Below are 20,617 nucleotides of genomic sequence, written 5' to 3' on the forward strand. Positions count from 1 at the left end.
GCGGAGGCTTTCTAGTCGGCGACGGACAGCTTACGCAGCCGCGGGGCGAGGTCCTTCTCGAAGTTGTCGAGGAAGCGCTGCTGATCGTGGCCGGGCGCGTGGAAGACCAGGTGGTTCAGGCCGGCGTCGGTGTAGAACTTGACCTTCTCGACGGCCTCGTCGGGGTCGGATGCGACGATCCACCGCTTGGCGACCTGCTCGATGGGCAGTTCGTCGGCAAGGCGTTCCATCTCGGTCGAGCTGTTGACGCTGTTCTTCTGGTCGGCGGTCAGCGACAGCGGCGCCCAGAAGCGGCAATTCTCCAGTGCGAGTTCAGGATCGGGGTCGTACGAGATCTTGATCTCGATCATGCGGTCGATCTCGGCGAAGTTCCGGTCGACCTTCTCCGCACCCTCCCGAACGGCCGGGATGAGCTTCTCGGTGTAGAGCTCGGGCCCCTTGCCGGACGTACAGATGAAGCCGTCGCCCGAGCGGCCCGCATACCGTGCGACGACCGGTCCGCCCGCGGCCACATACACCGGGATCTGATGCTCGGGCAGGTCGTACATGTAGGCGCCCTTGGTGTGGTAGTACTCCCCCTCGAAGGTCACCTCCTCGCCGGTCCACAGCTCGCGCATGAGCTTGATGGCCTCGCGCAGACGAGCGAAGCGCTCCTTGAAGTCGGGCCACTCGCCCTGGAATCCGGTGGCGTACTCGTTGAGCGCCTCGCCCGTGCCGACACCGAGCATGATGCGGTCGGGATACAGGCAGCCCATCGTCGCGAACGCCTGCGCGATGACCGCGGGGTTGTAGCGGAAGGTCGGGGTCAGGACAGACGTGCCGATCTGTACGCGGTTGGTGCGCTCCCCGACCGCGGCCATCCACGACAACGAGAACGGCGCGTGGCCACCGTTGTGCCGCCACGGTTGGAAGTGGTCGCTGACGGCCACCGAGTCCATGCCGTGCTCGTCGGCCGCGACGGCGATCTCCACCAGTTCACGCGGCGCGAACTGCTCCGCCGAGGCCTTGTATCCGAGCTTGAGTTGCTGTGCCATGCCTTCACCTCACTGCCGACGACCGTCTATGTGATCCAACGTACTCAGGCAGCAGGGCCGACAGTTGCGTGGGATCCAGGGGTGCATTTTTGTACCCGTGCGTCCCACGCAACTCGGCCCGCGAGGCTCACGGGTTGATCGCGTCGGCGGATCGCCCGCGAGGAAGTTCGACGGCGTAGCTGTAGTGACAGCCGAGGTCGGTCCGATCAGGCGCGTCGGAGTTGTCACGAAACCAACTGATGCACGCCTCCGCAGCGAGTAGCCGGTCGCGCGTGTAGAGGTACCCGTCGGTGCAGTCGTCGAACGGATCGTCGTCCTGCCAGATGTCTACGGGCATCGATGATGCGTCGTGGTCGACGAAGCGCAGTGTCCGCAGAGCGGTGCGCGACCTCCGCACCAGGAGTATGCCGTCATTGAGGACGTAGACCTGCACACAGATGGCGTCCGGCGCGGCGAAGTCGGCCTCGTCGTCGATGTCGAGATCGTCCTCTTCGACCTCGGCTTCCAGCTCGTCCCAATCATCTGCCAATCGGACATCGTTGGGGCCGAGGCTGAACTCGAGGCCGGGCGGTTGGTCATCGAGCGATTCGGCGACCCACGCAAGCATCGAGTCCCAGTCGTTGATCGGATAAATCTTGGCCATGACTCACATTCTCGACTGTGGGTATGACACGCAGCACTCTGCGATGGGCCGACTTGGCCCGTCCGCTACGAGCGCAACGCACGGCTGGACTTAAACCTTACTTGAGCTTCTACCCTTGAACTCATGAGTATGCAGTCCGTCGCCTGGGACATGATGTACAAGTCGTCGAACTCGCCGTCGCGCAAGCGGCTGCGCGGTGATCGGCGCAGCACGCTGCGTCGCATCATGACCTTCGCGCGCCCACACCGCGCCCGTATCGGGGTGTTCCTCGCGCTGTCGGTGTGCACCGCGGTGCTGACGGTGGTGACCCCGATCCTGGCAGGGCGTGTGGTCAATCTGATCAGCGACGGCGGATCGGGCGGGACGATCGTCGGACTCGCGGTGTTGATCGCGCTGATCGCCGTCGCCGAGGCAGCTGCGGGAATCGGCACGCGCTGGTTGTCGGCGCACATCGGTGAGGGGCTGATCCTGGATCTGCGACGCTCGGTCTTCGACCACGTCCAGAAGATGCCCGTCGCGTTCTTCACGCGTACCCGAACCGGCGCGCTGGTGAGCCGGCTCAACAACGACGTCATCGGCGCGCAACGCGCGTTCAGCGACACGCTCTCGGGTGTGGTGTCGAACATCGTGACGTTGGCGTTGACGCTCGGCGTGATGTTCGCGATCAGCTGGCAGATCACTCTGTTGGCGTTGGTTCTGTTGCCTGTCTTCGTGATTCCCGCACGACGCATGGCTCGACGGATGGCCGCCCTCTCCCATGAGGCAGCCGAGCACAACGCGCGGATGTCGACACAGATGACGGAACGCTTCTCGGCACCTGGCGCGACCTTGGTCAAGCTGTTCGGCAGTCCGACGTTGGAGAGTCGTGAATTCGCCACGCGCGCAGACCGAGTCCGCGACATCGGTGTGCGACGCGCCATGCTGCAGGGCGTCTTCATCACCGCACTGACGTTGGTGTCGGCGTTGGCACTCGCGCTCGTCTACGGACTCGGCGGCTGGCTCGCGGTATATCAACATCTCTCCGCGGGAGCCGTTGTGGCACTGGCACTCTTGCTGACCCGCATGTACGCGCCACTCACCGCGCTCGCGAACGCGCGAGTCGAAATCATGAGTGCGCTGGTCAGTTTCGAGCGGGTCTTCGAGGTACTCGACCTCGCGCCCCTGATCGACGACAAGCCCGACGCCACCGACGTTCCCGACGCCGACGACGGTGTGAGCGTCCGATTCGACCACGTTTCGTTCGGCTATCCATCGGCCGACAAGGTCTCCCTGGCCTCGCTGGAAGAGGTTGCGCAACTGGACAGTCGGGGCGGGACTCAGGTGCTGCACGACGTCGACATCGACGTCCCAGCGGGCTCGATGGTCGCGCTGGTGGGGAGTTCCGGCGCGGGCAAGTCGACGATCGCGAGTCTTGCCACCCGCCTGTACGACGTCGACGAGGGCGCCATCCGCCTCAACGGCGTCGACGTGCGCGACCTGCGCAGCGAATCGGTGCACCGGAATGTCGGATTGGTGACCCAGGACGGACACCTATTCCACGACAGCGTCCGCGCGAATCTCGTTCTGGCTCAACCAGATGCATCCGATGACGCCATCTGGGACGCTCTGCGCAGAGCGCGGCTCGACGAGTTGGTCGCGAGCCTGCCCGACGGCCTGGACACGATCGTCGGCGAACGCGGGTATCGATTGTCGGGCGGCGAACGTCAACGCATGACCATCGCGCGACTTCTGTTGGCACACCCCGCCGTCGTGATCCTCGACGAGGCGACCGCGCACCTGGACTCGACATCGGAAGCGGCGGTTCAGGAAGCGTTGGCCGAAGCGCTGGAGGGGCGCACGTCGATCGTTATCGCGCACCGGTTGTCGACGATCCGTGCCGCCGACCAGATTGTGGTGATCGAAGCAGGGCGCGTCGTCGAACGTGGTGACCACCGAACGCTGTTGGCGGCCAACGGACGATACGCGCAGCTCTATCGCACACAGTTCGCCGACGCGAGCTCCGAGCAGCAGGCGGAGTGCCGCCCGGAGACGTTGAGCGCGTAGTGGTTTCGACACGGCTGCTCGCTGCGCTCGCGGCCTGCTCAACCAGCGGGAGGGGACGGCCTGCCGGTGGGGTGGCTGGCGAGCGGGCTGGGACGGGCTGCCAAGCGGGGTGAGCTCGCTCAACAGCGAGCCGGATGGCGACCAGCGGGGTGAACGGGTTGGGCGCGTAGTGGTTTCGACACGGCTGCTCAACCAGCGGGGTGGATCAGCCGGCGGCTAGTCCTCGTCGTCGTGGCGGTCCGGAATGGGCGGGGCGAGTTTGGCTTTGCGGAACGTCAGCCCGACCATCGCGATGTTCACGACGATGATCCCGATGCCGAGCACGACCCACAGCCACTGCTGGTTGTTCCACCAGTTGACGACAAGCAGCCCGACGCACACCATCAGTACGACGGAACCGAAGATCACCATGCCGCGGGAGAAACCCTGTGCGGCGCGCTGGAATTGGGGATTGGTCACCGGAAGGCATCCTGTCCGGTGAGCGCCTTGCCGATCATCAGTTGATGCATCTCGCTTGTGCCTTCATAGGTGAGCACGGATTCGAGGTTGTTGGCGTGCCGCATCACCGGGTATTCGAGTGTGATTCCGTTGGCGCCCAACAGCGTTCGACACTCGCGGGCAACGGCAATCGCTTCGCGGACGTTGTTGAGTTTGCCGAGGCTGATCTGCTCGGGTGCGATCTTGCTCTCGTCCTTGATGCGCCCCAACTGGATGGCGAGCAGGAATGCCTTGCCCACCTCGAGTGCCATGTCTGCGATCTTGGTCTGGCTGATCTGGTACCCCGACAGCGGCTTGTCGAAGACCTCGCGGTCAGCGGTGTAGGAGAGCGCGCTCTCCAGACAGTCGCGCGCGGCGCCGACGACACCGAAGACGATGCCGAACCGCGCTTCGTTCAAGCAACTCAGCGGACCCTTGAGTCCGGTCACCTCGGGCAGCATCGCCGAAGCCGGCAACCGCATGTCCTCGAAGGACAACTCGGCGGTGATCGATGCCCGCAGCGACAGCTTGTGCTTGACGACCATCGACCGGAAGCCGCGGGTATCCGTGGGGACGACGAATCCGCGAATTCCGCGCGATCCCTCTTCGAGATCGGTGCGCGCCCACACGATCGCAACGTCGGCGACACTGCCGTTGGTGATCCACATCTTGGAACCGTTGATGACCCAGTCGTCGCCATCGCGTTTTGCGACGGTCCGCATGCCCGCCGGGTTCGAGCCGAAGTCGGGTTCGGTCAGGCCGAAGCAACCAATCGCCTCGCCCGCAGCCATCTTGGGCAGCCATTCTTCGCGGTGTTCTTCGCTGCCGAAGGCGCGGATCGCGAACATCGCGAGCGATCCCTGCACCGACATGAAGCTGCGCAGACCGGAGTCGACGGCCTCGACCTCCAGGCAGGCCAGTCCGTACTCGGTCGCCGACGTTCCGGCGCAGCCGTATCCCTCGAGGTGCATGCCGAACAGGCCGAGCTTGCCGAACTCGCGGGCGAGGTCTCGGACGGGAAGCGTGCCGTCCTCGAACCACTGGCCGACGTGGGGGCGCAGACGTTTGGCGCCGAAGTCGCGGACGGTGTCGATGATCGCCCGCTCCTGGTCGTCGATCAGTCTGTCGAAGCCGAAGAGCTCACCGACCGTCTTGGTCTTGCTTGCACCAGTCGAATGTGACGCAGTCGCACTCACCGTTGTCCACCACCTGTTTCTCGACGCCGCGCGGGATGTCTGCCGCGCCTCTCCACTATGGCAGTTCGACGCCGCGGTTACGTCGACGACCGGGAGGTTGGGCGTTCGACGCCGCGGGGAGTGGTCTCGACAAGCTCGACCAGCGGGCTCGGCTCAACCAGCGGGCGCAGCTCGACCAGCGGCGGGGTGGTCTCGACAGGCTCGACCAGCGGTGGGGGCTCGACCAGCGGGGGCAGCTCGACCAGCGGTGAGGGCTCGACCAGCGGTGGGGTGGTCTCGACAAGCTCGACCAGCGGAAGCCGCTCGACCAGCGGAAGCCGCTCGACCAGCGGGCGCAGCTCTACCAGCGACGGCTAGCTCGACCAGCGGCGTCCGCTCAGCCGACCGCCTTGGCGTCGCGCTCGTCGGCGGCCTTGGCGTCGCGGACCGCCTGCGTGGTGAAGGCGGCGGTGGTCTCGACGGCGTGCAGCGTCTCGGTGTGGCGGGCGTTCATGACCGGGAACGCGTGCACCTGCCAGGAGTAGCTGTGCGCGACGGCGTCGACTCCCGCCTCGTCGAGCCGTTCGATCAGTTCGATCACGTCGGCTTCGAGCATCTCGTTCTCTGCCGTGATCATCACCGTCGGTGGGAACGCCTCGGCGTCGATGTCGGCGGCGCGGCGTGCACCGCGCAGCGGGATCGGCCCCCTGTCGAGCAGCGGGACGAGGCGCGCCATCTTGCTCATCGGCAGATAGGCGTCGGAACGGCTACAGCGGTCGGGGTTGGTGCCCAGGTCGAGGTCAAGGAGCGGGGAGAACCCGATGAGGGCCACCGGTGTCGGCAGACCGGCCGTGTAGGTGCCCTCGGCGACCTTCATCGCCAAGAAGCCGCCCGCGGAGTCGCCCGCGACGATCAGCCGTCGATATCCGCGCTCGCTGAGCAGTTCGCGGTAGGCGGCCATGGCGTCGTCGACCGATGTCCCGACGCCCGCCTTCGGTAGCTGGCGGTACTCGAGCGAGAAGACCGGCAACGCGCACGCCTTCGCGAGTCGGGCGACAATCGAGCGGTGTGTTCCCAGACCTCCGACGACGAATGCACCGCCGTGGAGGTAGAGGATCGCGGTATCGGCGTCGCGCCGCGACGGTCCGCTCGGCATGACCACCTCTGTGGGTCGGCCTGCGAGTTCCATCTGCTCACGAACGACGTGTCTCGGTTCTGGCGCTCCGGCGAACAGACGATCGATCAAGAAGAGTCCGGCCAACCCTGGCCTGTTCAACGGCCACACCGCGAGCGTTGGTTTCAAGAGTGCACGAGTCGCAAACCACAGTGGGTACGAGAGCGCACTCGCCTTTCGGTGATGCACAATTGGCATGCTGTTTCTCCTCACCCCAACCCAACCGCGAGAAAGTGATGCGCGATCAGAATCGTGTGGCGGCGTCGACGGCAACCACGGGCCGAATTCCCTTGGCTAGTATTCCTGCACAGAGTGCTCCCGCGAGGTTTCCCACGGTGAGATATCTACAGTGCAACTACCTACAGTGTGTTCGGAACCGATGAATGTGAAGCTACACCCGTTTCGGGAGACCGACAGTCTGGCGCCGGGATTTCCGAGCGCGATCTCACCAGCCGCGCAAATCAGAGAGCTAGGACACTCCACAGCAGCCATGTCAGCGACACCATGTGATGCGTACGCATCCGCATCAGGGTCAACATTCACACTCGAGAATCGGCGGTACCCGGCGTGACTGACACGGATTCGCGTCCTCTCGGGTTGCCCAATTCCATTCCCTCCGAGTTTCTACTGTCGGCTCAGGCGGCACCGCCACGCACATTGTGCGACATCCTCGACGCCTCCGCCGCGCGGTACCCCGACGCTCCCGCCATCGACGACGGCGACCAAATCCTCACATATGCGCAGCTCACCGCGGTGGTACGACGCGGCGCGGCACGGTTGGAGCAGCTCGGGGTGCGTCGTGGTTCGCGAGTCGGCATCCGGATGCCGTCAGGTTCACGCGACCTCTACACCGCTATCTTGTCGGTGCTCTACGCGGGAGCCGCCTACGTTCCGGTCGACGCAGACGATCCGGAAGAACGCGCGACGCTGGTCTTCGGTGAAGCGAAGGTCGACGCCATCGCCGACGCTGAGGGAATTCACGTCACAGACGCAGCGGGGATACACGTCACGGCCGACGCATCCCCCGACCCCGCCGCTGATTCCCTCACTCCTGACCCGACAGCCCCGGAATCAACATCCACGGCCGCCTCATCGGACGCCAACCGCCCGACCCCTGGGGACGACGCGTGGATCATCTTCACGTCGGGATCGACCGGAACCCCCAAGGGCGTCGCGGTCACGCATCGCAACGCCGCCGCATTCGTCGACGCCGAGGCGACGATGTTCTGCCGCGACGAACCGCTCGGCCCCGGCGACCGGGTACTCGCAGGCCTGTCCGTAGCCTTCGACGCCTCGTGCGAGGAGATGTGGCTCGCGTGGCGTCACGGCGCATGCCTGGTTCCCGCACCTCGGTCGCTGGTGCGTAGCGGCATGGACCTCGGCCCGTGGCTCGTCGCCCGCGACATCACCGTCGTGTCGACGGTGCCGACCCTCGCATCACTCTGGCCACCGGAGGCGCTCGAAGCCGTCCGACTGTTGATCTTCGGTGGCGAGGCGTGTCCGCCCGAACTCGCCGACCGGCTCGCCGTCGATGGCCGCGAAGTGTGGAACACCTATGGCCCCACCGAGGCGACAGTCGTCGCATGTGCGGCTCTCCTGGGTGGCCCCGGCCCGGTCCGCATCGGATTGCCGCTACCCGGTTGGGATCTCGCCGTCGTCGGAGCCGACGGACTGCCCGTTGCCGAAGGAGAAACCGGTGAGCTGATCATCGGCGGCGTCGGGCTCGCGCACTATCTCGACCCGGCCAAGGATGCTGAAAAGTACGCTCCCATGCCAACTCTCGGCTGGGACCGCGCCTATCGAAGCGGCGATCTGGTACGCCTCGACCGTGAGGGTCTGGTGTTCGGAGGTCGCGCCGACGATCAGGTCAAGGTCGGCGGCAGGCGAATCGAACTGGGCGAGATCGACAACGCACTCCAGCACCTGCCCGGGGTGAGCGGCGCGGCGACCGCGGTCCGAAAGACAGCCGCGGGCAACAGTTTGCTCGTCGGCTACCTCGTCTCCGCCGACCCCGAGTTCGACGTCGCCAACGCGCATAGCCTTCTCGCAGAACAACTTCCGGCACCGATGGTGCCACGACTCGCGCTCGTCGACGAACTGCCGACCAGGACGTCCGGCAAGGTCGACCGCGACGCACTCCCGTGGCCGCTACCGGGTACCGACAACTCCGAAGACGAAGACGCAAGCGACCTCAGCAGCACCGAAGCGTGGCTGGCTGCGAGGTGGACAGATGTTCTCGGCGCGACCGTGACGAGTGCCGGGACCGATTTCTTTGCCGAGGGCGGCGGCTCGCTCGCCGCGGCGCAGTTGGTGACGGCAGTGCGCGAGCGCTACCCCGAGATCACCGTCGCCGACCTCTACGACCACCCGCGGTTGGGCTCACTCGCGGAGTTCCTCGGCGAGACGACGGCCGCGGAGGTCGTCGACCCGCGTGAGGTGAAACCGACCCCTGCCGCCACCGGTGTCGCGCAACTACTCCTGTCGGTTCCGCTGTCGACGCTGACCGGACTGCAATGGGCGACGTGGCTCGGCGTCGTCAACAACATCGGTGCGTGGGCCGCCCGCAGGCTCGACGTGTCAGTCCCCTGGCTCGTCGAGGTCAACTGGTGGGTCGTGCTCGTCGCGTTCCTCATCTTCATCACGCCGCCCGGCCGGATGGTCATTGCCGCGATCGGATCGCGCATCTTGCTCGGCGGCGTCGAGTCGGGCACCTATCCTCGCGGCGGCAACGTGCACATTCGACTCTGGGTCGCCGAGCGTCTGCTCGTCGCCAGTGGCGCCGCCAACCTGTCGGGTGCGCCGTGGATGATCTATCTGGCACGCGCGCTCGGCTCGTCCGTCGGGCGCGGCGTCGACCTGCACACGATTCCACCTGTGACCGGAAAACTGACCATCGGCGACGGCGCATCCGTCGAACCAGAGGTCGACGTCGCGGGCTGGTGGATCGACGGCGACCTCGTCCACATCGGCGAGATCGTGATCAAGCGCGGTGCGACGATCGGTGCGCGGTCGACGCTCGCCCCCGGCGCCGTCGTCGGCAAGGATGCTGAGGTCAGCCCCGGATCTGCGGTGTTCGGTCGAGTCAAGGCCGGGCAGCACTGGGCCGGATCGCCCGCGGTGAAGATCGGTAAGGCAACGCATTCGTGGCCGGATCACCGCCCCCGTCGCGCAAGCATCTGGGTGCCGCTCTACGGGCTGTCGTCGATGGTTCTTGCTGCCATTCCACTGATCTCCCTGGGTGTCGGGCTGCTCGTCATCGGGACATGGGCGCTGCACGCCGACCGGCTCCGCGACGTCGCAATCCGTTCGCTGATCCTGCTACCCGCCGCGACCATCGTCAGCCTCGCGGTGTTCGCCGCGATCACCGCAATCCTCGTGCGCGCGATGTCACTGGGTCTCGAGAATGGCTATCACCCGGTGCGTTCGCGCGTCGGGTGGCAGGTGTGGATGACCGAGCGACTGCTCGACTCCGCCCGCACCTATTTGTTCCCGCTCTACGCCGGCCTGCTGACACCGTGGTGGTTCCGCATTCTCGGCGCAAAAGTCGGCAAAGGCACCGAGATTTCGACGGCGCTGGTGCTGCCGAAATTCACGACCATCGCCGACGGCGCGTTCCTCGCCGACGACACCATGGTCGCGTCGTACGAACTCGGCGGCGGCTGGATGCACATCGACGACGTCAAGATCGGCAAACGCTCGTTCCTCGGCAACTCCGGAATGGCAGCGCCAGGCCGCAAGGTACCGAAGAACGGTCTCGTCGCCGTGCTGTCGGCCGCACCCGACCGAGCCAAGTCGGGGTCGAGTTGGCTTGGTAGTCCACCGATTCGACTTCGACGCACCGCCGCGACAACCGACACGTCGAGGACCTTCGATCCGCCCGTGCGCCTCAAAGTGGCACGCGCAGTGATCGAGACGCTGCGACTGATCCCGGTGATGATCTCGTTCGGACTCGGCATCTTCATGCTGCTGAGCCTGCAGTACATCGCCCAACAGGCGAACTACGTGATCGCCGGTCTGGTCAGCGGCCTGCTGTTGATCCTGTGCGGTGCCATCGCGTGTTGCATTGCCGCAGCGGCGAAGTGGGCCGTCGTCGGCCGGATCGAGGTGTCCGAGCATCCGCTGTGGAGTTCGTTCGTGTGGCGCAACGAGCTTTCCGACGCCTTCGTCGAAACCGTTGCGGCACCGTGGTTTGCCAACGCCGCGACCGGAACTCCGGTCCTCAATGTGTGGCTCAGGCTTCTCGGAGCCCAGATCGGCAAGGGCGTGTGGTGCGAAACCTATTGGCTCCCCGAGGCCGACCTCGTGTCGCTCGGTGCGGGCGCGACCGTCGAGCGCGGCTGCGTCGTCCAGACGCACCTGTTCCACGATCGGGTCATGGCCATCGACCGCGTGGTTCTCGCCGACGGCGCAACGCTCGGACCGCATTGTGTCGCGCTACCCGCGTCCGGCCTCGGCGAATCGGCGACCGTCGGCCCTGCGTCGTTGGTCATGCGTGGCGACGTAGTGCCCGCGCACACCCGCTGGCAGGGCAATCCCATCGCCCCCTGGCACGACTGAGTCCCACACCGGCCGTCCAACGAAAAGCGGGTCAGACCGCCTGGTCGGAGACCTTCTTGGGAAGGTTGAACAGCGTGATCACCGAGATCACGATGAGGAAGATTCCCGCGACCCACACCAGCACGCTCAACGCCCACATCGACGAGCCGATCAGCAGCACGAGACCTGCCAGGATCGAGATCACGCCGGTGAGGATGAGGTACCAGGTCGGGGCGTGCGCGGTCTTCGAGAACGCGGTCACGAGGTCGCCGATTCCGTCGAAAAGCCAAGCGAAACCGATGAAGAGCGCGAGGAACCAGACGGCATTCGCAGGGCTGAACAGGGCAATGATGCCCATGACCAGAACCAGAAAGCCAAGTATTCCGGTAAGGATGCGCCAGCCCGTACCGAGGACCTTTGCAGCGAACGCCACATAGATGCGGAAAAGGCCCGCAACGATGAGCGCAATACCGAAGAGAACCGCGAGCACGACCACCGTTGCCGAAGGCCACACAACCGCGATGATGCCGAGCACGATGCCGATGATCGATGTCACGATCATGGCGGTCCGAATAGAGCTGATCAATTCGTCAGGGATCTGTTTTGCATACGGCGCAAAGGTCATGCGCTTACCTTATCCCCGCAGCGGTCGTTGTGACGGGATTCAGACGCAACTGAGTGAAAGCGCGTTGCTCGAGGGGGCGGTTCCGTGCACGCGTCTGTGTCCGAGTAAGAGTGATTCGTGGCAAAAACCCGCGCATTTTTCACCCCGTACAGCTCAGCAGCGTCGTCCGACCACGACGTCGTGACCCCCACCTCGTATGCATTGAGCCTCTGGGCTCCCGGCACGCTCAACGGGCCCGCGGTGTGCGCTCTTGCCGCGCACCGCGTCGAGCAGCAGTTCGGCGAGGACGGTTTTCGACCTGCGCGGTTCACGATCGACATGTTCAAAGTGGCGCGAGAGGTACCGACATTCACCCGCGGCCGAATCGTCCGCGCGGGTCGTCGAATCAGGGTCGCAGAGCTCGACGTAGTGCAGTTTGGGGTCGCGAGCACCGGCGACTCGGATGCCGGCGACTCGAGCGCCGAAGAGGTCGTCGTGGCGCGGGCGACGACGGTGTTCCTCCGGACGTCTGCGAACCCGCCGGGCACGCGGTGGCGGCGGCCCGACGAGGCCGTCACCTTCCGACCGCCGACCGAGCCCATCGGCGACTCGGATGTCATGTCTCGCTTCTCGTCGGACACCCCAGAAGCAGGCGTCCCAGAAGCAGATGCCCCTGACGCCGCGGGGGCGTCGAACGGCGCGTGGAACACCGACATGGGCGCGCATCAGAACGGTGGGCGCAAGCGGCTCTGGTCGCATCCGCTGCCCGCAATCGACGGCGAACAAGTGACAGCTTTCGTGAAGGCGGTGACCGCTGCGGAGTCGACGAGTCTTGTCACGAACTGGGGATCGAGCGGTATCGGCTTCATCAACTGCGACCTCACCGTCGAACTTGCTCGTCTCCCGCAGGGCGACTGGGTGGGCGTCGAGGCGGACAGTCACATCGAGAGTGACGGCATTTCCATCGGTACCGCTGGACTGTTTGATTCGCACGGAATGTTCGGAATAGGGACTGTCACCGCGGTCAACAATGCCGCCGCGGAGATCGATTTCACCAGCGTCGATCTCACCGATCGATATCGTGAGGCGTAATTGTCTGCTAATCGGAGAGAACCGCTCATTACAACGAGATGTAACCGTTAGGTCTTGATAGGGTCACGCCATGTCACTGGGCTGGAGTGGTCGGAAGGTGCGCGTGGCGGCGCGAAGAAGAGTCATGGCGACCGTCGTCGCAGTCGCTGCGACGACCGTAACCATCGGCACGGTGGTGGCTCCGACAGCACCGGCCGCCACCTACGCCGCGGGCGCAGCGACCACAGTTGCGCGCCTGACCGGACCCGGTTCGATCAACGACACCCCTGGCCGCTACAACATCTACGGCACCGACCTCGGCACGATGTGGGACAACGGCAAGGGCGAGATCCTCGCCGCGTTCGGCGACACCCAGACGTTCAACGGGTGGTCGTTGCTCTACGGACAGCTCTGGTACTGGCAGTCCAACGCACTGCTCCGCAGCACCGACCGCAACCTCTCCGACGGCATGACCTTCACCAGCCACGCCGGTCCCCCGAGACAGGCCAAACGCCTTCTGAAGCCTGATCTACGCAAGGAGATCACGATCATCCCGACTGCGGGTGTCGCCGCGAACGGCAGGCAGTACATGAGCGTGATGTCGGTCAAGCACTGGGGACAGCCGGGAGTCTGGTACACCAACTGGTCGGGACTCGTCGCGTCAGACGACAACGGCAACAACTGGCGCGCACTGAACGCCTTCCGCCCCAACGGCGGAGGAAACAAGAAATTCCAGATGACGGCGTTCCTCAAGGTCGGCGACACCGTTTACACCTACGGCACTCCCGACGGCCGCTTCGGCGCGGTGTACGTCGCGCGGGTGAACGCCAAGGACATCGAGAACCTCGGCGCCTACGACTACTTCTCCTACGGGAACTGGGTGCGCGGCAACCCATCTGCGGCAACCCCGGTCATGCCCGCACCGACCGGCGAGATGTCGGTGGCCTACAACAGCTATCTCGGTAAGTTCATCTCGCTGGGCCAGAGCGATAACGGTGTGGTGATGCGGACCGCCGACGACCCGGTTGGCCCCTGGACGTCTGGTGAGTTGGTCGTGCCGATGAACAACCCGCTGACCGGATACGCGCCCTTTATCCACCCGTGGTCTCAGGGCAGCACGCTGTACTTCACGTACTCGGTGTCGGTGGGATACCAGGTCTACCTGATGCGGTTGCCGCTGCGGCGGGATTGAGCACGACGGTCGGCGAGCGCACCGCGTGCACCCACCGACCGTCGACTCTTCTCACGGCCGAATCATTCCCGACCCAGTCGCCGACCTACTCGCCGATCCGGCCGTCGAATTCACTGCCCGAGCATTGAGCGCATGCGGTCGATCTCGGCTTGCTGCGACGTCGTGATCTGCTCCGCAAGCGCTCGCGACGAAGGGTCGATCCCGTCGGCCAGCTCGGTCTTGGCCATGTCGATAGCACCCTGGTGATGCGCGATCATTCCGTTCAGCCAGAGTGTGTCGAACTCCTGGCCGCGTGCATTCTCCATGGCAGTCATCTCCTGCTCGGACATCATGCCCATGCCCCCGGCACCGTCACCCATATCCATCGAACCGTGATCCATAGAGCCGTGGTCCATGGAGCCGTGGTCCTGGGCGCTCTGCGATTCGGGAGTTGTCGAGACACCCCACGACCTCAACCGCTCGGTCATCTGGTTGATCTCGGGTTGTTGGGCGTTCTTGATCTGCGTCGCCAACTCGCGAACCGCGGTGTTGTCGGTGCGCGACGGTACGAGATCGGCCATGGCGATGGCCTGCTGATGATGGGGGATCATCATCTGGTTGAACGTCACGTCGGCGGCGTTGTGCGTGGTCGATTCAGCCGACGCACTCTGCGATGACGAGGCGTTTCGGCTCGCGTCCGTACTGGTCGACGACGCCTTTCCGGATGCGTTGTCAGACCCGCTCTCGGACGTCGAACAGCCCGCGATCCCGACGACTACGGCGACACCAGCGCAGGCAGCGAGCATGCGGGTACGACGAATTGTGTTGCTGGACATACTGGTTTCCTTGTCTGTGGTGACCTGCTGGACTCGGCCCCGGTGCAAGCGGGACCTGGCGTCGTCGAGTCAGCAGCGAATCACGTTCAGACACAAGTGATCACGGATAGCCCACGGAGGCGGACGGCCGAGCTGGCGAACAGCTGGCATCCATACCGCAGCCATCGCGAGCAGTAGTGCGGCGAACACCAGGATTGCGACAATCGCGGGCTCGATGGTGGGAAAGTCGATGGCGCGCAGCGACAGACAGTGATGCCCGAGGACGGCGCAATGATCGCCAGACGACATGCCCGCGTCGGCACCAGCCGACTGCATCATCTGCATCTCGGCGTGCGCGGGAGGCATCGCGCGGGACTCGGCATGGGTCGGGCCGAGGAGTCCGTGCATCACGACGACGGCAAACACGAGCAGCCCCGCGAAGCCAATACGTGCGGGCCTCGCCGCCAAGCGCTGTACGAAACGTCGGCGACCACTCACCCGTCTACGCGATGCGGCCACGGCGACCAGAATACCGGCGCGTGAGCGCTCAGGCGGGCGCACCACTTTCCTGCTCGGCGCTCTCCTGCTCGGCGCGGCGTCGTTGACGCGGGAGGATGAATCGGCGGTCGATCAGCGTGTAGACGGCGATCACGAACGCGGCCAGTGCCCATCCGAGCAATATGTCGAAGACGTAGTGCTCCGCGGTGTAGACGAGCGTGAACGCCATCGCGAACGCGTACCCCATGAACAGCGTTTTGCCCAGAGCTTTCACCCGTGGCCACATGAACAGGGCAAGCAGCATGGTCAGGCCCGCGTGCAGCGACGGGATCGCCGCGACGAGGTTGGCTTTGCCCTGCCCCACCTCGATCAGGTTCGACGCCACGTGGATATTGAGGTACTCCCAGCCGCGCGCCGAAATGCGCTCGACGTAGGGCTGTGCGCCCGGATGCTGCGGGTCGGTCGGACCGAGGATGCCGCCCGGCGTCGTCGCCTCAGGTGTCGTCATGCACTCGGCGTCGCGCGGACCGTCGACAACCTGCTCGGCGGTACACCGTGCAGCAGCCCAGGGCGGCGCGGCAGGCACAAGCGTGTAGCCGACAAGTCCGAGGAACGTCGCTGCCACGAAGCACGCCGCGAAACGACGCCACGACGAACGGTCGCGCAACCACAGCACAGCGGCGACGGCGTATGGCACCACGAAGTACGACATGTAGACGACGCTGGTGACGATCTCCCACCACGGCGCCGACGCTTCTTTCAGGTGGCCCTGCAGCCAGACTGTCGGCACCACGCCGAACATCGCATGGTCGACGTCGGCGGCGAGGTGCCAGTGCGTCGGCATGTCGACGATCCGCGCGACGTCCCGCGTCCAGTCGTAGAGAATCAGGATGAGCGCGAACGGCGCCCAGTCGATGAGCACGGTGATCGCGCGGCGGCGGCCGATGCTCGCGGCGAACAGCCCGAGACACAGCAGCACGATCAGGCGCGTGCGGTCGAAGGCGAGGCCGTAGACGGAGAATTCGTAGGCCATGAACGCAACCCACGCCACGATGGCGATGCGTCTGACCATGGTCAGGTCGCGCCGCTTCTCCGGCTCGGCTTCGAGTTCCGCAGCGTCGGCGACGTCGTCGAGAACAGGCGCCATCGTTGCCGGCTCGTCCGAATCGTCGTCGCCTGCGCCTCGCCTCGGAGGCCGTACCGCGTCTTCTACGCTCAAGCGGACAATCCTGATTCCATCGGTCGAATGAGGTGCTGACGCATCGCACTCGACAAACACGATGGAACGACGTCCATCCTTAACTGTTTGTCAGCCTAGTGAACACCGGGCGGTTACGGGGTGTTTGCCACCCGTTGATGGCGCATCCACAGCAAAGACTTCCTAGACTGGTGATGCGCATCACAGCGATGTGGCAGTAGGCGCCGGGAGGTTTCATGCCCAATCGTTTTCTCCGCTACGGCGATCAGCGGTACCTGATCACCAAAGAGGCGGAGGCCCGACTCAACCGCGCGCTGGACAAGGTCTACGAGCACGGCTCGGGTCACGAGTGGCTACACCTCTACCGCGACACCGAGGCGCCGTGCCGGCTGTTGATCGCCAGCGGCGTTCCGATCACCATCGAAACCGAGCCGGGACTCGGCGACTGAGCACACGCACGACTGAGCAGTTGCCACGACTGAGCACGCGCCACGCTGCCCGCGAAAGTCACCAGCGAGCGGTTCACTATCGTTGGTTTCATGCGCATCGGAGCCCACCTGCGTGAAGACGCCGCACCACTCGAGACCGCAGAAGAACTCGGTATCGACGTCTTCCAGATGTTCGTCACCGACCCGCAGAGCTGGAAGAAGCCTCAGCCACATCCGGAGGCCCAGCAGATCCGTGAGTCGCCCATCGACGTCGTCGTCCATTCGAGCTATCAGATCAACGTCGCGAGTCTGAACAACCGACTCCGGATGCCGTCCCGCAAGGCCGTCGAACAGCAAGCCGACGCCGCAGCCGACTTGGGGGCCTTCGGCCTCGTCGTTCATGGCGGCCACCTTCGCGATGGCGAAGACGCCGCAGAGGGATTTGCCAACTGGCGCAAGCTTTTCGACCGTCAGCAGGACAAGGGCGGCTTCGGTGTTCCGATCCTCATCGAGAACACCGCGGGCGGCTATCACGCCATGGCCAGAACCCTCGAGGCCATCGACCGGCTATGGGATGCGGTCGGCGATTTCGAGCAGGCCGGATTCTGTCTCGATACCTGCCACGCGTGGGCCGGCGGCGAAGACCTCGTCGGCCTGGTCGAGCGCGTGCGTGCCATCACCGGCCGTATCGACCTGGTTCACCTGAACAACTCGCGCGACGAGTTCGACTCGGGCCGCGACCGCCACGCCAATCTGGAGTCGGGTCACATCGATCCCGAGGTCCTCGTCGAGGTCGCCCGCATCGCCGACGCGCCGCTGATTCTCGAAACACCCGCGGAAGGCATACCCGCCGACCTGTCCTACCTGCGCGAAGGTCTCTGACCGACCTGCGTCGAGACTTCTTACCGCACTGCTTGCAATTGCGAGCACGCTCACATGTGCTGAGGTTGTGAGTGTGTTGCGCCTCGCGGTAAACTGGGGTTACTGGCGAGTAACTTGGTGTCCGCGTCAACGTCCAGACCATGCGCTTTCCCGACGCTCACCTCGACACGCCCGACGATCGTCAGCCCGCGGCTTATATGCCAGGTCTAGTAGAAGGAACCAGCAATGGGTCATTACAAGAGCAATATGCGCGACCTGCAGTTCAACCTCTTCGACGTGTTCGAACTCGACAAGGTCCTCGAGTCCGGAGAGTTCGGCGATCTCGATCACGAGACCGCCGTCGACATGCTCCGTGAGGTGAAGAACCTGTCCGAGGGCGTCATCGCCGACTCGTTCGCCGAGGGCGACCGCAATCCCCCGACCTTCGACCCGGAGACGCACAGCGTCACGATCCCCGAGGCGTTCAAGAAGTCGTACAACGCTTACATCGAGGCCGGCTGGGACAAGGTGGGTCTGCACGAGGACCTCGGCGGCATGCCCGCTCCGCGATCGCTGTACTGGGCGCTCGGCGAGATGGTGCTCGGCGCCAACCCCGCTCTGTTCATGTACTCCGCGGGCGCAGGATTCTCGGAGATCTTCTACAACAACGGCACCGATGAGCAGAAGAAGTGGGCCGAGATCTGCGCCGAGCGCGGCTGGGGCGCCACCATGGTGCTGACCGAGCCCGACGCCGGATCGGATGTCGGCGCAGGCCGCACCAAGGCAACGGAGCAGGAAGACGGCACCTGGCACATCGACGGTGTGAAGCGCTTCATCACCTCGGGCGATCAGGACATGACCGAGAACCTCTTCCACCTGGTACTCGCTCGCCCCGAGGGCGCGGGTCCCGGCACCAAGGGCCTCTCGCTGTTCTTCGTTCCGAAGTTCCACTTCGACCACGAGACCGGTGAGCTCGGAGAGCGTAACGGCGCCTTCGTCACCAACGTCGAGCACAAGATGGGCCTGAAGGTCTCGGCCACGTGTGAGGTCACCTTCGGCCAGCACGGCGTTCCGGCCAAGGGCTGGCTCGTCGGCGAGGTCCACAAGGGCATTGCGCAGATGTTCGACGTCATCGAGCACGCTCGAATGATGGTGGGCACCAAGGCGATCTCGACCCTGTCGACCGGTTACCTCAACGCACTCGACTACGCCAAGGAGCGTGTCCAGGGTGCTGACATGACCCAGATGACCGACAAGACCGCTCCGCGCGTGACCATCACGCATCACCCGGACGTGCGTCGTGCGCTGATGACTCAGAAGGCATACGCAGAGGGCCTGCGCGCCGTGTACCTCTACACCGCGTCGCACCAGGACGAGGCTGCTGCCCAGATCGTCTCCGGCGCCGATGCCGCCATGGCTCACCGCGTCAACGACCTGCTCCTGCCGATCGTCAAGGGCGTCGGCTCCGAGCGCGCCTACGGCACGCTGACCGAGTCGCTGCAGACCTACGGCGGCTCCGGCTTCCTGCAGGACTACCCGGTCGAGCAGTACATCCGTGACTCGAAGATCGACTCGCTCTACGAGGGCACCACGGCCATCCAGGCGCAGGACTTCTTCTTCCGCAAGATCATTCGCGACAAGGGCCAGGCGCTCGCACACGTCGCGGGCCAGATCCAGACGTTCATCGACTCGGAGGCAGGCAACGGTCGCCTCAAGACCGAGCGCGCGCTGCTGAAGACCGCACTCGAGGACGTGCAGTCGATGACCGCAACGCTGACCGGCTACCTCATGGGCGCGCAGGAAGACGCGACGCAGCTCTACAAGGTCGGCCTCGGCTCCGTGCGCTACCTCATGGCCGTCGGCGATCTGCTCATCGGCTGGCTGCTGCTCAAGCAGGCCGAGGTTGCGCTGACCAAGCTCGACGAGGGTGCCGCCGATGGCGACAAGGCGTTCTACGACGGCAAGGTCGCGGTTGCGAGCTTCTTCGCCAAGAACATGCTGCCGCTGCTGACCTCGGTCCGCGGCGTCGTCGAGAACATCGACAACGACGTGATGGAGCTCGACGAAGCGGCTTTCTGATCCGCTGATCGACAAGCGCCACAAACCAATACTGCGGCCCCGCAACCGGATTCGGTTGCGGGGCCGCGGTATTGGTTCTGGGGCTTTTCCGGCCGGTCGGCCAGCACCGCTGCGGACAGGTCCTGAATGTGTGTTGAATCGAAGGATGTGGGTGCTGCAGCACCCACTTTTATCGATTGGACACACATTCTCCAGATCCGAGTGGCAGCCGCCACCCGGCAACGCCGCGGATCGATCCGTCCGCGTGGAGTTCAGCCGGCCTCACCGAGTCGTCGAATCAGACCGTTGTTGCCCGCGCGCATCATGTGAGAGTGGTTGAGCGCCAACAGTGGGCGACACGCTGCCAGTAGCCAGGCGGGGGTCTTCTTGCGGAGCAACACTTCCTGAGTGAAGTCCGCGGTGGTGACGTCGTCTGTCTGCGACACACACCACTGACTCCAGCCGACGAGATCACCGGCAAGGGTCGCGCGGAGGATTCCGCGTCGGGGATCGCGAACTTCTTCGACCGCACTGACGTACAACGACATCGGGAGAAGCGAACGCAGTCTCGCAGTACCCGACCGTTCGTCGACGCGGTGGACGTCGTGAACCTGCGGCCACCACGTCGGATAGGCATCGGCGTCGGCCAACGCGTCGAAGACGGCGGTTCGGGCGAAGGGCAGACGCCAGCGACTCGTCATCCGGAAGAAGCGCGGATCGCCCACGGGTCCAGTGTGATCCGCGCACGCCGCGTCGGCCAGGGCCGACACCAGCTTGAGACGCGAGAACTCCCACCGCCAACTCGTGCGGTGGGAGTTCTCGCCCTGTGAG

The 20,617-nt window shown here is 64.9% G+C and carries 18 protein-coding genes; 8 read left to right on the forward strand and 10 right to left on the reverse strand.

Annotated elements, in window-relative coordinates:
* Positions 1–11 precede the first annotated feature (11 nt).
* Both fgd and ACRVY7_RS10280 read right to left on the reverse strand, forming a co-directional pair.
* Positions 12–1,034 carry a glucose-6-phosphate dehydrogenase (coenzyme-F420) gene (gene fgd, locus ACRVY7_RS10275; protein ID WP_431816977.1) on the reverse strand — a complete coding sequence of 341 codons (1,023 nt, stop codon included), beginning with the start codon at positions 1,032–1,034 and terminating at the stop codon, positions 12–14.
* A gap of 127 nt (positions 1,035–1,161) precedes the next feature.
* Positions 1,162–1,677, reverse strand: coding sequence for a hypothetical protein (locus tag ACRVY7_RS10280; RefSeq protein ID WP_431816978.1), 516 nt, complete (start codon positions 1,675–1,677; stop codon positions 1,162–1,164).
* A 123-nt stretch (positions 1,678–1,800) separates the two neighbouring features.
* Here ACRVY7_RS10280 and ACRVY7_RS10285 point away from each other — a divergent pair, with 123 nt between their 5' ends.
* Positions 1,801–3,720 carry an ABC transporter ATP-binding protein gene (locus tag ACRVY7_RS10285; RefSeq protein WP_431816979.1) on the forward strand — a complete coding sequence of 640 codons (1,920 nt, stop codon included), beginning with the start codon at positions 1,801–1,803 and terminating at the stop codon, positions 3,718–3,720.
* Between the two features lie 216 nt (positions 3,721–3,936).
* Here the strand turns inward: ACRVY7_RS10285 and ACRVY7_RS10290 are convergent, their stop codons facing one another.
* Together ACRVY7_RS10290 and ACRVY7_RS10295 are read right to left on the reverse strand one after the other, a co-directional pair.
* Positions 3,937–4,179, reverse strand: a complete 243-nt coding sequence (locus ACRVY7_RS10290) for a hypothetical protein (RefSeq protein WP_049700381.1) — start codon at positions 4,177–4,179, stop codon at positions 3,937–3,939.
* Positions 4,176–5,393, reverse strand: coding sequence for an acyl-CoA dehydrogenase family protein (locus ACRVY7_RS10295; protein ID WP_431816980.1), 1,218 nt, complete (start codon positions 5,391–5,393; stop codon positions 4,176–4,178). Before ACRVY7_RS10295 ends, ACRVY7_RS10290 begins: the two co-directional genes overlap by 4 nt.
* A 35-nt stretch (positions 5,394–5,428) precedes the next feature.
* On the opposite strand from ACRVY7_RS10295, the gene ACRVY7_RS10300 reads away from it, so the two are divergent.
* On the forward strand, positions 5,429–5,644 hold the full coding sequence (locus ACRVY7_RS10300; protein WP_431816981.1) for a hypothetical protein: 216 nt from the start codon (positions 5,429–5,431) through the stop codon (positions 5,642–5,644).
* Positions 5,645–5,769: 125 nt separating this feature from the next.
* Here ACRVY7_RS10300 and ACRVY7_RS10305 read toward each other — a convergent pair whose 3' ends face one another.
* On the reverse strand, positions 5,770–6,744 hold the full coding sequence (locus ACRVY7_RS10305) for an alpha/beta hydrolase (protein WP_049700379.1): 975 nt from the start codon (positions 6,742–6,744) through the stop codon (positions 5,770–5,772).
* Between the two features lie 369 nt (positions 6,745–7,113).
* On the opposite strand from ACRVY7_RS10305, the gene ACRVY7_RS10310 reads away from it, so the two are divergent.
* Positions 7,114–11,103 (forward strand): Pls/PosA family non-ribosomal peptide synthetase, encoded by a 3,990-nt coding sequence (locus tag ACRVY7_RS10310; protein WP_431816982.1) that lies wholly within the window; start codon positions 7,114–7,116, stop codon positions 11,101–11,103.
* Positions 11,104–11,134: 31 nt separating this feature from the next.
* Here the strand turns inward: ACRVY7_RS10310 and ACRVY7_RS10315 are convergent, their stop codons facing one another.
* The gene (locus ACRVY7_RS10315) at positions 11,135–11,707 is read right to left on the reverse strand and encodes an HdeD family acid-resistance protein (RefSeq protein WP_064867907.1); all 573 of its coding nucleotides are present in this window, start codon (positions 11,705–11,707) and stop codon (positions 11,135–11,137) included.
* A gap of 117 nt (positions 11,708–11,824) precedes the next feature.
* Here ACRVY7_RS10315 and ACRVY7_RS10320 point away from each other — a divergent pair, with 117 nt between their 5' ends.
* Positions 11,825–12,778, forward strand: coding sequence for a thioesterase family protein (locus ACRVY7_RS10320; protein ID WP_431816983.1), 954 nt, complete (start codon positions 11,825–11,827; stop codon positions 12,776–12,778).
* Positions 12,779–12,902: 124 nt separating this feature from the next.
* The gene (locus ACRVY7_RS10325) at positions 12,903–13,949 is read left to right on the forward strand and encodes a glycoside hydrolase family 183 protein (protein ID WP_064867901.1); all 1,047 of its coding nucleotides are present in this window, start codon (positions 12,903–12,905) and stop codon (positions 13,947–13,949) included.
* A gap of 110 nt (positions 13,950–14,059) precedes the next feature.
* On the opposite strand, the gene ACRVY7_RS10330 is transcribed toward ACRVY7_RS10325, so the two are convergent.
* The 3 genes from ACRVY7_RS10330 to ACRVY7_RS10340 form a co-directional block, all read right to left on the reverse strand.
* Entirely contained in the window at positions 14,060–14,764 is a 705-nt protein-coding gene (locus tag ACRVY7_RS10330; RefSeq protein ID WP_431816984.1) for a DUF305 domain-containing protein, read from the reverse strand.
* Positions 14,765–14,833: 69 nt separating this feature from the next.
* Positions 14,834–15,262, reverse strand: a complete 429-nt coding sequence (locus ACRVY7_RS10335; RefSeq protein ID WP_431816985.1) for a hypothetical protein — start codon at positions 15,260–15,262, stop codon at positions 14,834–14,836.
* A gap of 28 nt (positions 15,263–15,290) precedes the next feature.
* On the reverse strand, positions 15,291–16,388 hold the full coding sequence (locus tag ACRVY7_RS10340; protein WP_431817075.1) for a phosphatase PAP2 family protein: 1,098 nt from the start codon (positions 16,386–16,388) through the stop codon (positions 15,291–15,293).
* A gap of 287 nt (positions 16,389–16,675) precedes the next feature.
* Between ACRVY7_RS10340 and ACRVY7_RS10345 the strand changes: the two genes are divergently transcribed.
* From ACRVY7_RS10345 to ACRVY7_RS10355, 3 genes are all read left to right on the forward strand, one after another.
* Positions 16,676–16,888: a hypothetical protein gene (locus tag ACRVY7_RS10345; protein ID WP_049700375.1), complete on the forward strand. Its 213-nt coding sequence runs from the start codon at positions 16,676–16,678 to the stop codon at positions 16,886–16,888.
* Between the two features lie 90 nt (positions 16,889–16,978).
* Positions 16,979–17,749 carry a deoxyribonuclease IV gene (locus ACRVY7_RS10350; protein WP_431816986.1) on the forward strand — a complete coding sequence of 257 codons (771 nt, stop codon included), beginning with the start codon at positions 16,979–16,981 and terminating at the stop codon, positions 17,747–17,749.
* 225 nt (positions 17,750–17,974) lie between these two features.
* Entirely contained in the window at positions 17,975–19,807 is a 1,833-nt protein-coding gene (locus ACRVY7_RS10355) for an acyl-CoA dehydrogenase (protein WP_064867892.1), read from the forward strand.
* 251 nt (positions 19,808–20,058) lie between these two features.
* On the opposite strand, the gene ACRVY7_RS10360 is transcribed toward ACRVY7_RS10355, so the two are convergent.
* Positions 20,059–20,511 (reverse strand): SRPBCC family protein, encoded by a 453-nt coding sequence (locus ACRVY7_RS10360; RefSeq protein WP_231894038.1) that lies wholly within the window; start codon positions 20,509–20,511, stop codon positions 20,059–20,061.
* Positions 20,512–20,617 lie beyond the last annotated feature (106 nt).

This window comes from Gordonia jacobaea (assembly GCF_965344965.1).
GTDB classification, from domain to species: Bacteria; Actinomycetota; Actinomycetes; order Mycobacteriales; family Mycobacteriaceae; genus Gordonia; species Gordonia jacobaea.

Excerpts from the sequence above, each read along its gene's own strand:
- fgd (WP_431816977.1), bottom strand. The coding sequence starts at position 1,034 with ATGGCACAGCAACTCAAGCTCGGATACAAGGCCTCGGCGGAGCAGTTC.
- ACRVY7_RS10280 (WP_431816978.1), bottom strand. The coding sequence starts at position 1,677 with ATGGCCAAGATTTATCCGATCAACGACTGGGACTCGATGCTTGCGTGG.
- ACRVY7_RS10285 (WP_431816979.1), top strand. The coding sequence starts at position 1,801 with ATGAGTATGCAGTCCGTCGCCTGGGACATGATGTACAAGTCGTCGAAC.
- ACRVY7_RS10300 (WP_431816981.1), top strand. The coding sequence starts at position 5,429 with ATGTCTGCCGCGCCTCTCCACTATGGCAGTTCGACGCCGCGGTTACGT.
- ACRVY7_RS10305 (WP_049700379.1), bottom strand. The coding sequence starts at position 6,744 with ATGCCAATTGTGCATCACCGAAAGGCGAGTGCGCTCTCGTACCCACTG.
- ACRVY7_RS10315 (WP_064867907.1), bottom strand. The coding sequence starts at position 11,707 with ATGACCTTTGCGCCGTATGCAAAACAGATCCCTGACGAATTGATCAGC.
- ACRVY7_RS10325 (WP_064867901.1), top strand. The coding sequence starts at position 12,903 with ATGGCGACCGTCGTCGCAGTCGCTGCGACGACCGTAACCATCGGCACG.
- ACRVY7_RS10330 (WP_431816984.1), bottom strand. The coding sequence starts at position 14,764 with ATGTCCAGCAACACAATTCGTCGTACCCGCATGCTCGCTGCCTGCGCT.
- ACRVY7_RS10340 (WP_431817075.1), bottom strand. The coding sequence starts at position 16,388 with ATGGCGCCTGTTCTCGACGACGTCGCCGACGCTGCGGAACTCGAAGCC.
- ACRVY7_RS10345 (WP_049700375.1), top strand. The coding sequence starts at position 16,676 with ATGCCCAATCGTTTTCTCCGCTACGGCGATCAGCGGTACCTGATCACC.
- ACRVY7_RS10350 (WP_431816986.1), top strand. The coding sequence starts at position 16,979 with ATGCGCATCGGAGCCCACCTGCGTGAAGACGCCGCACCACTCGAGACC.
- ACRVY7_RS10355 (WP_064867892.1), top strand. The coding sequence starts at position 17,975 with ATGGGTCATTACAAGAGCAATATGCGCGACCTGCAGTTCAACCTCTTC.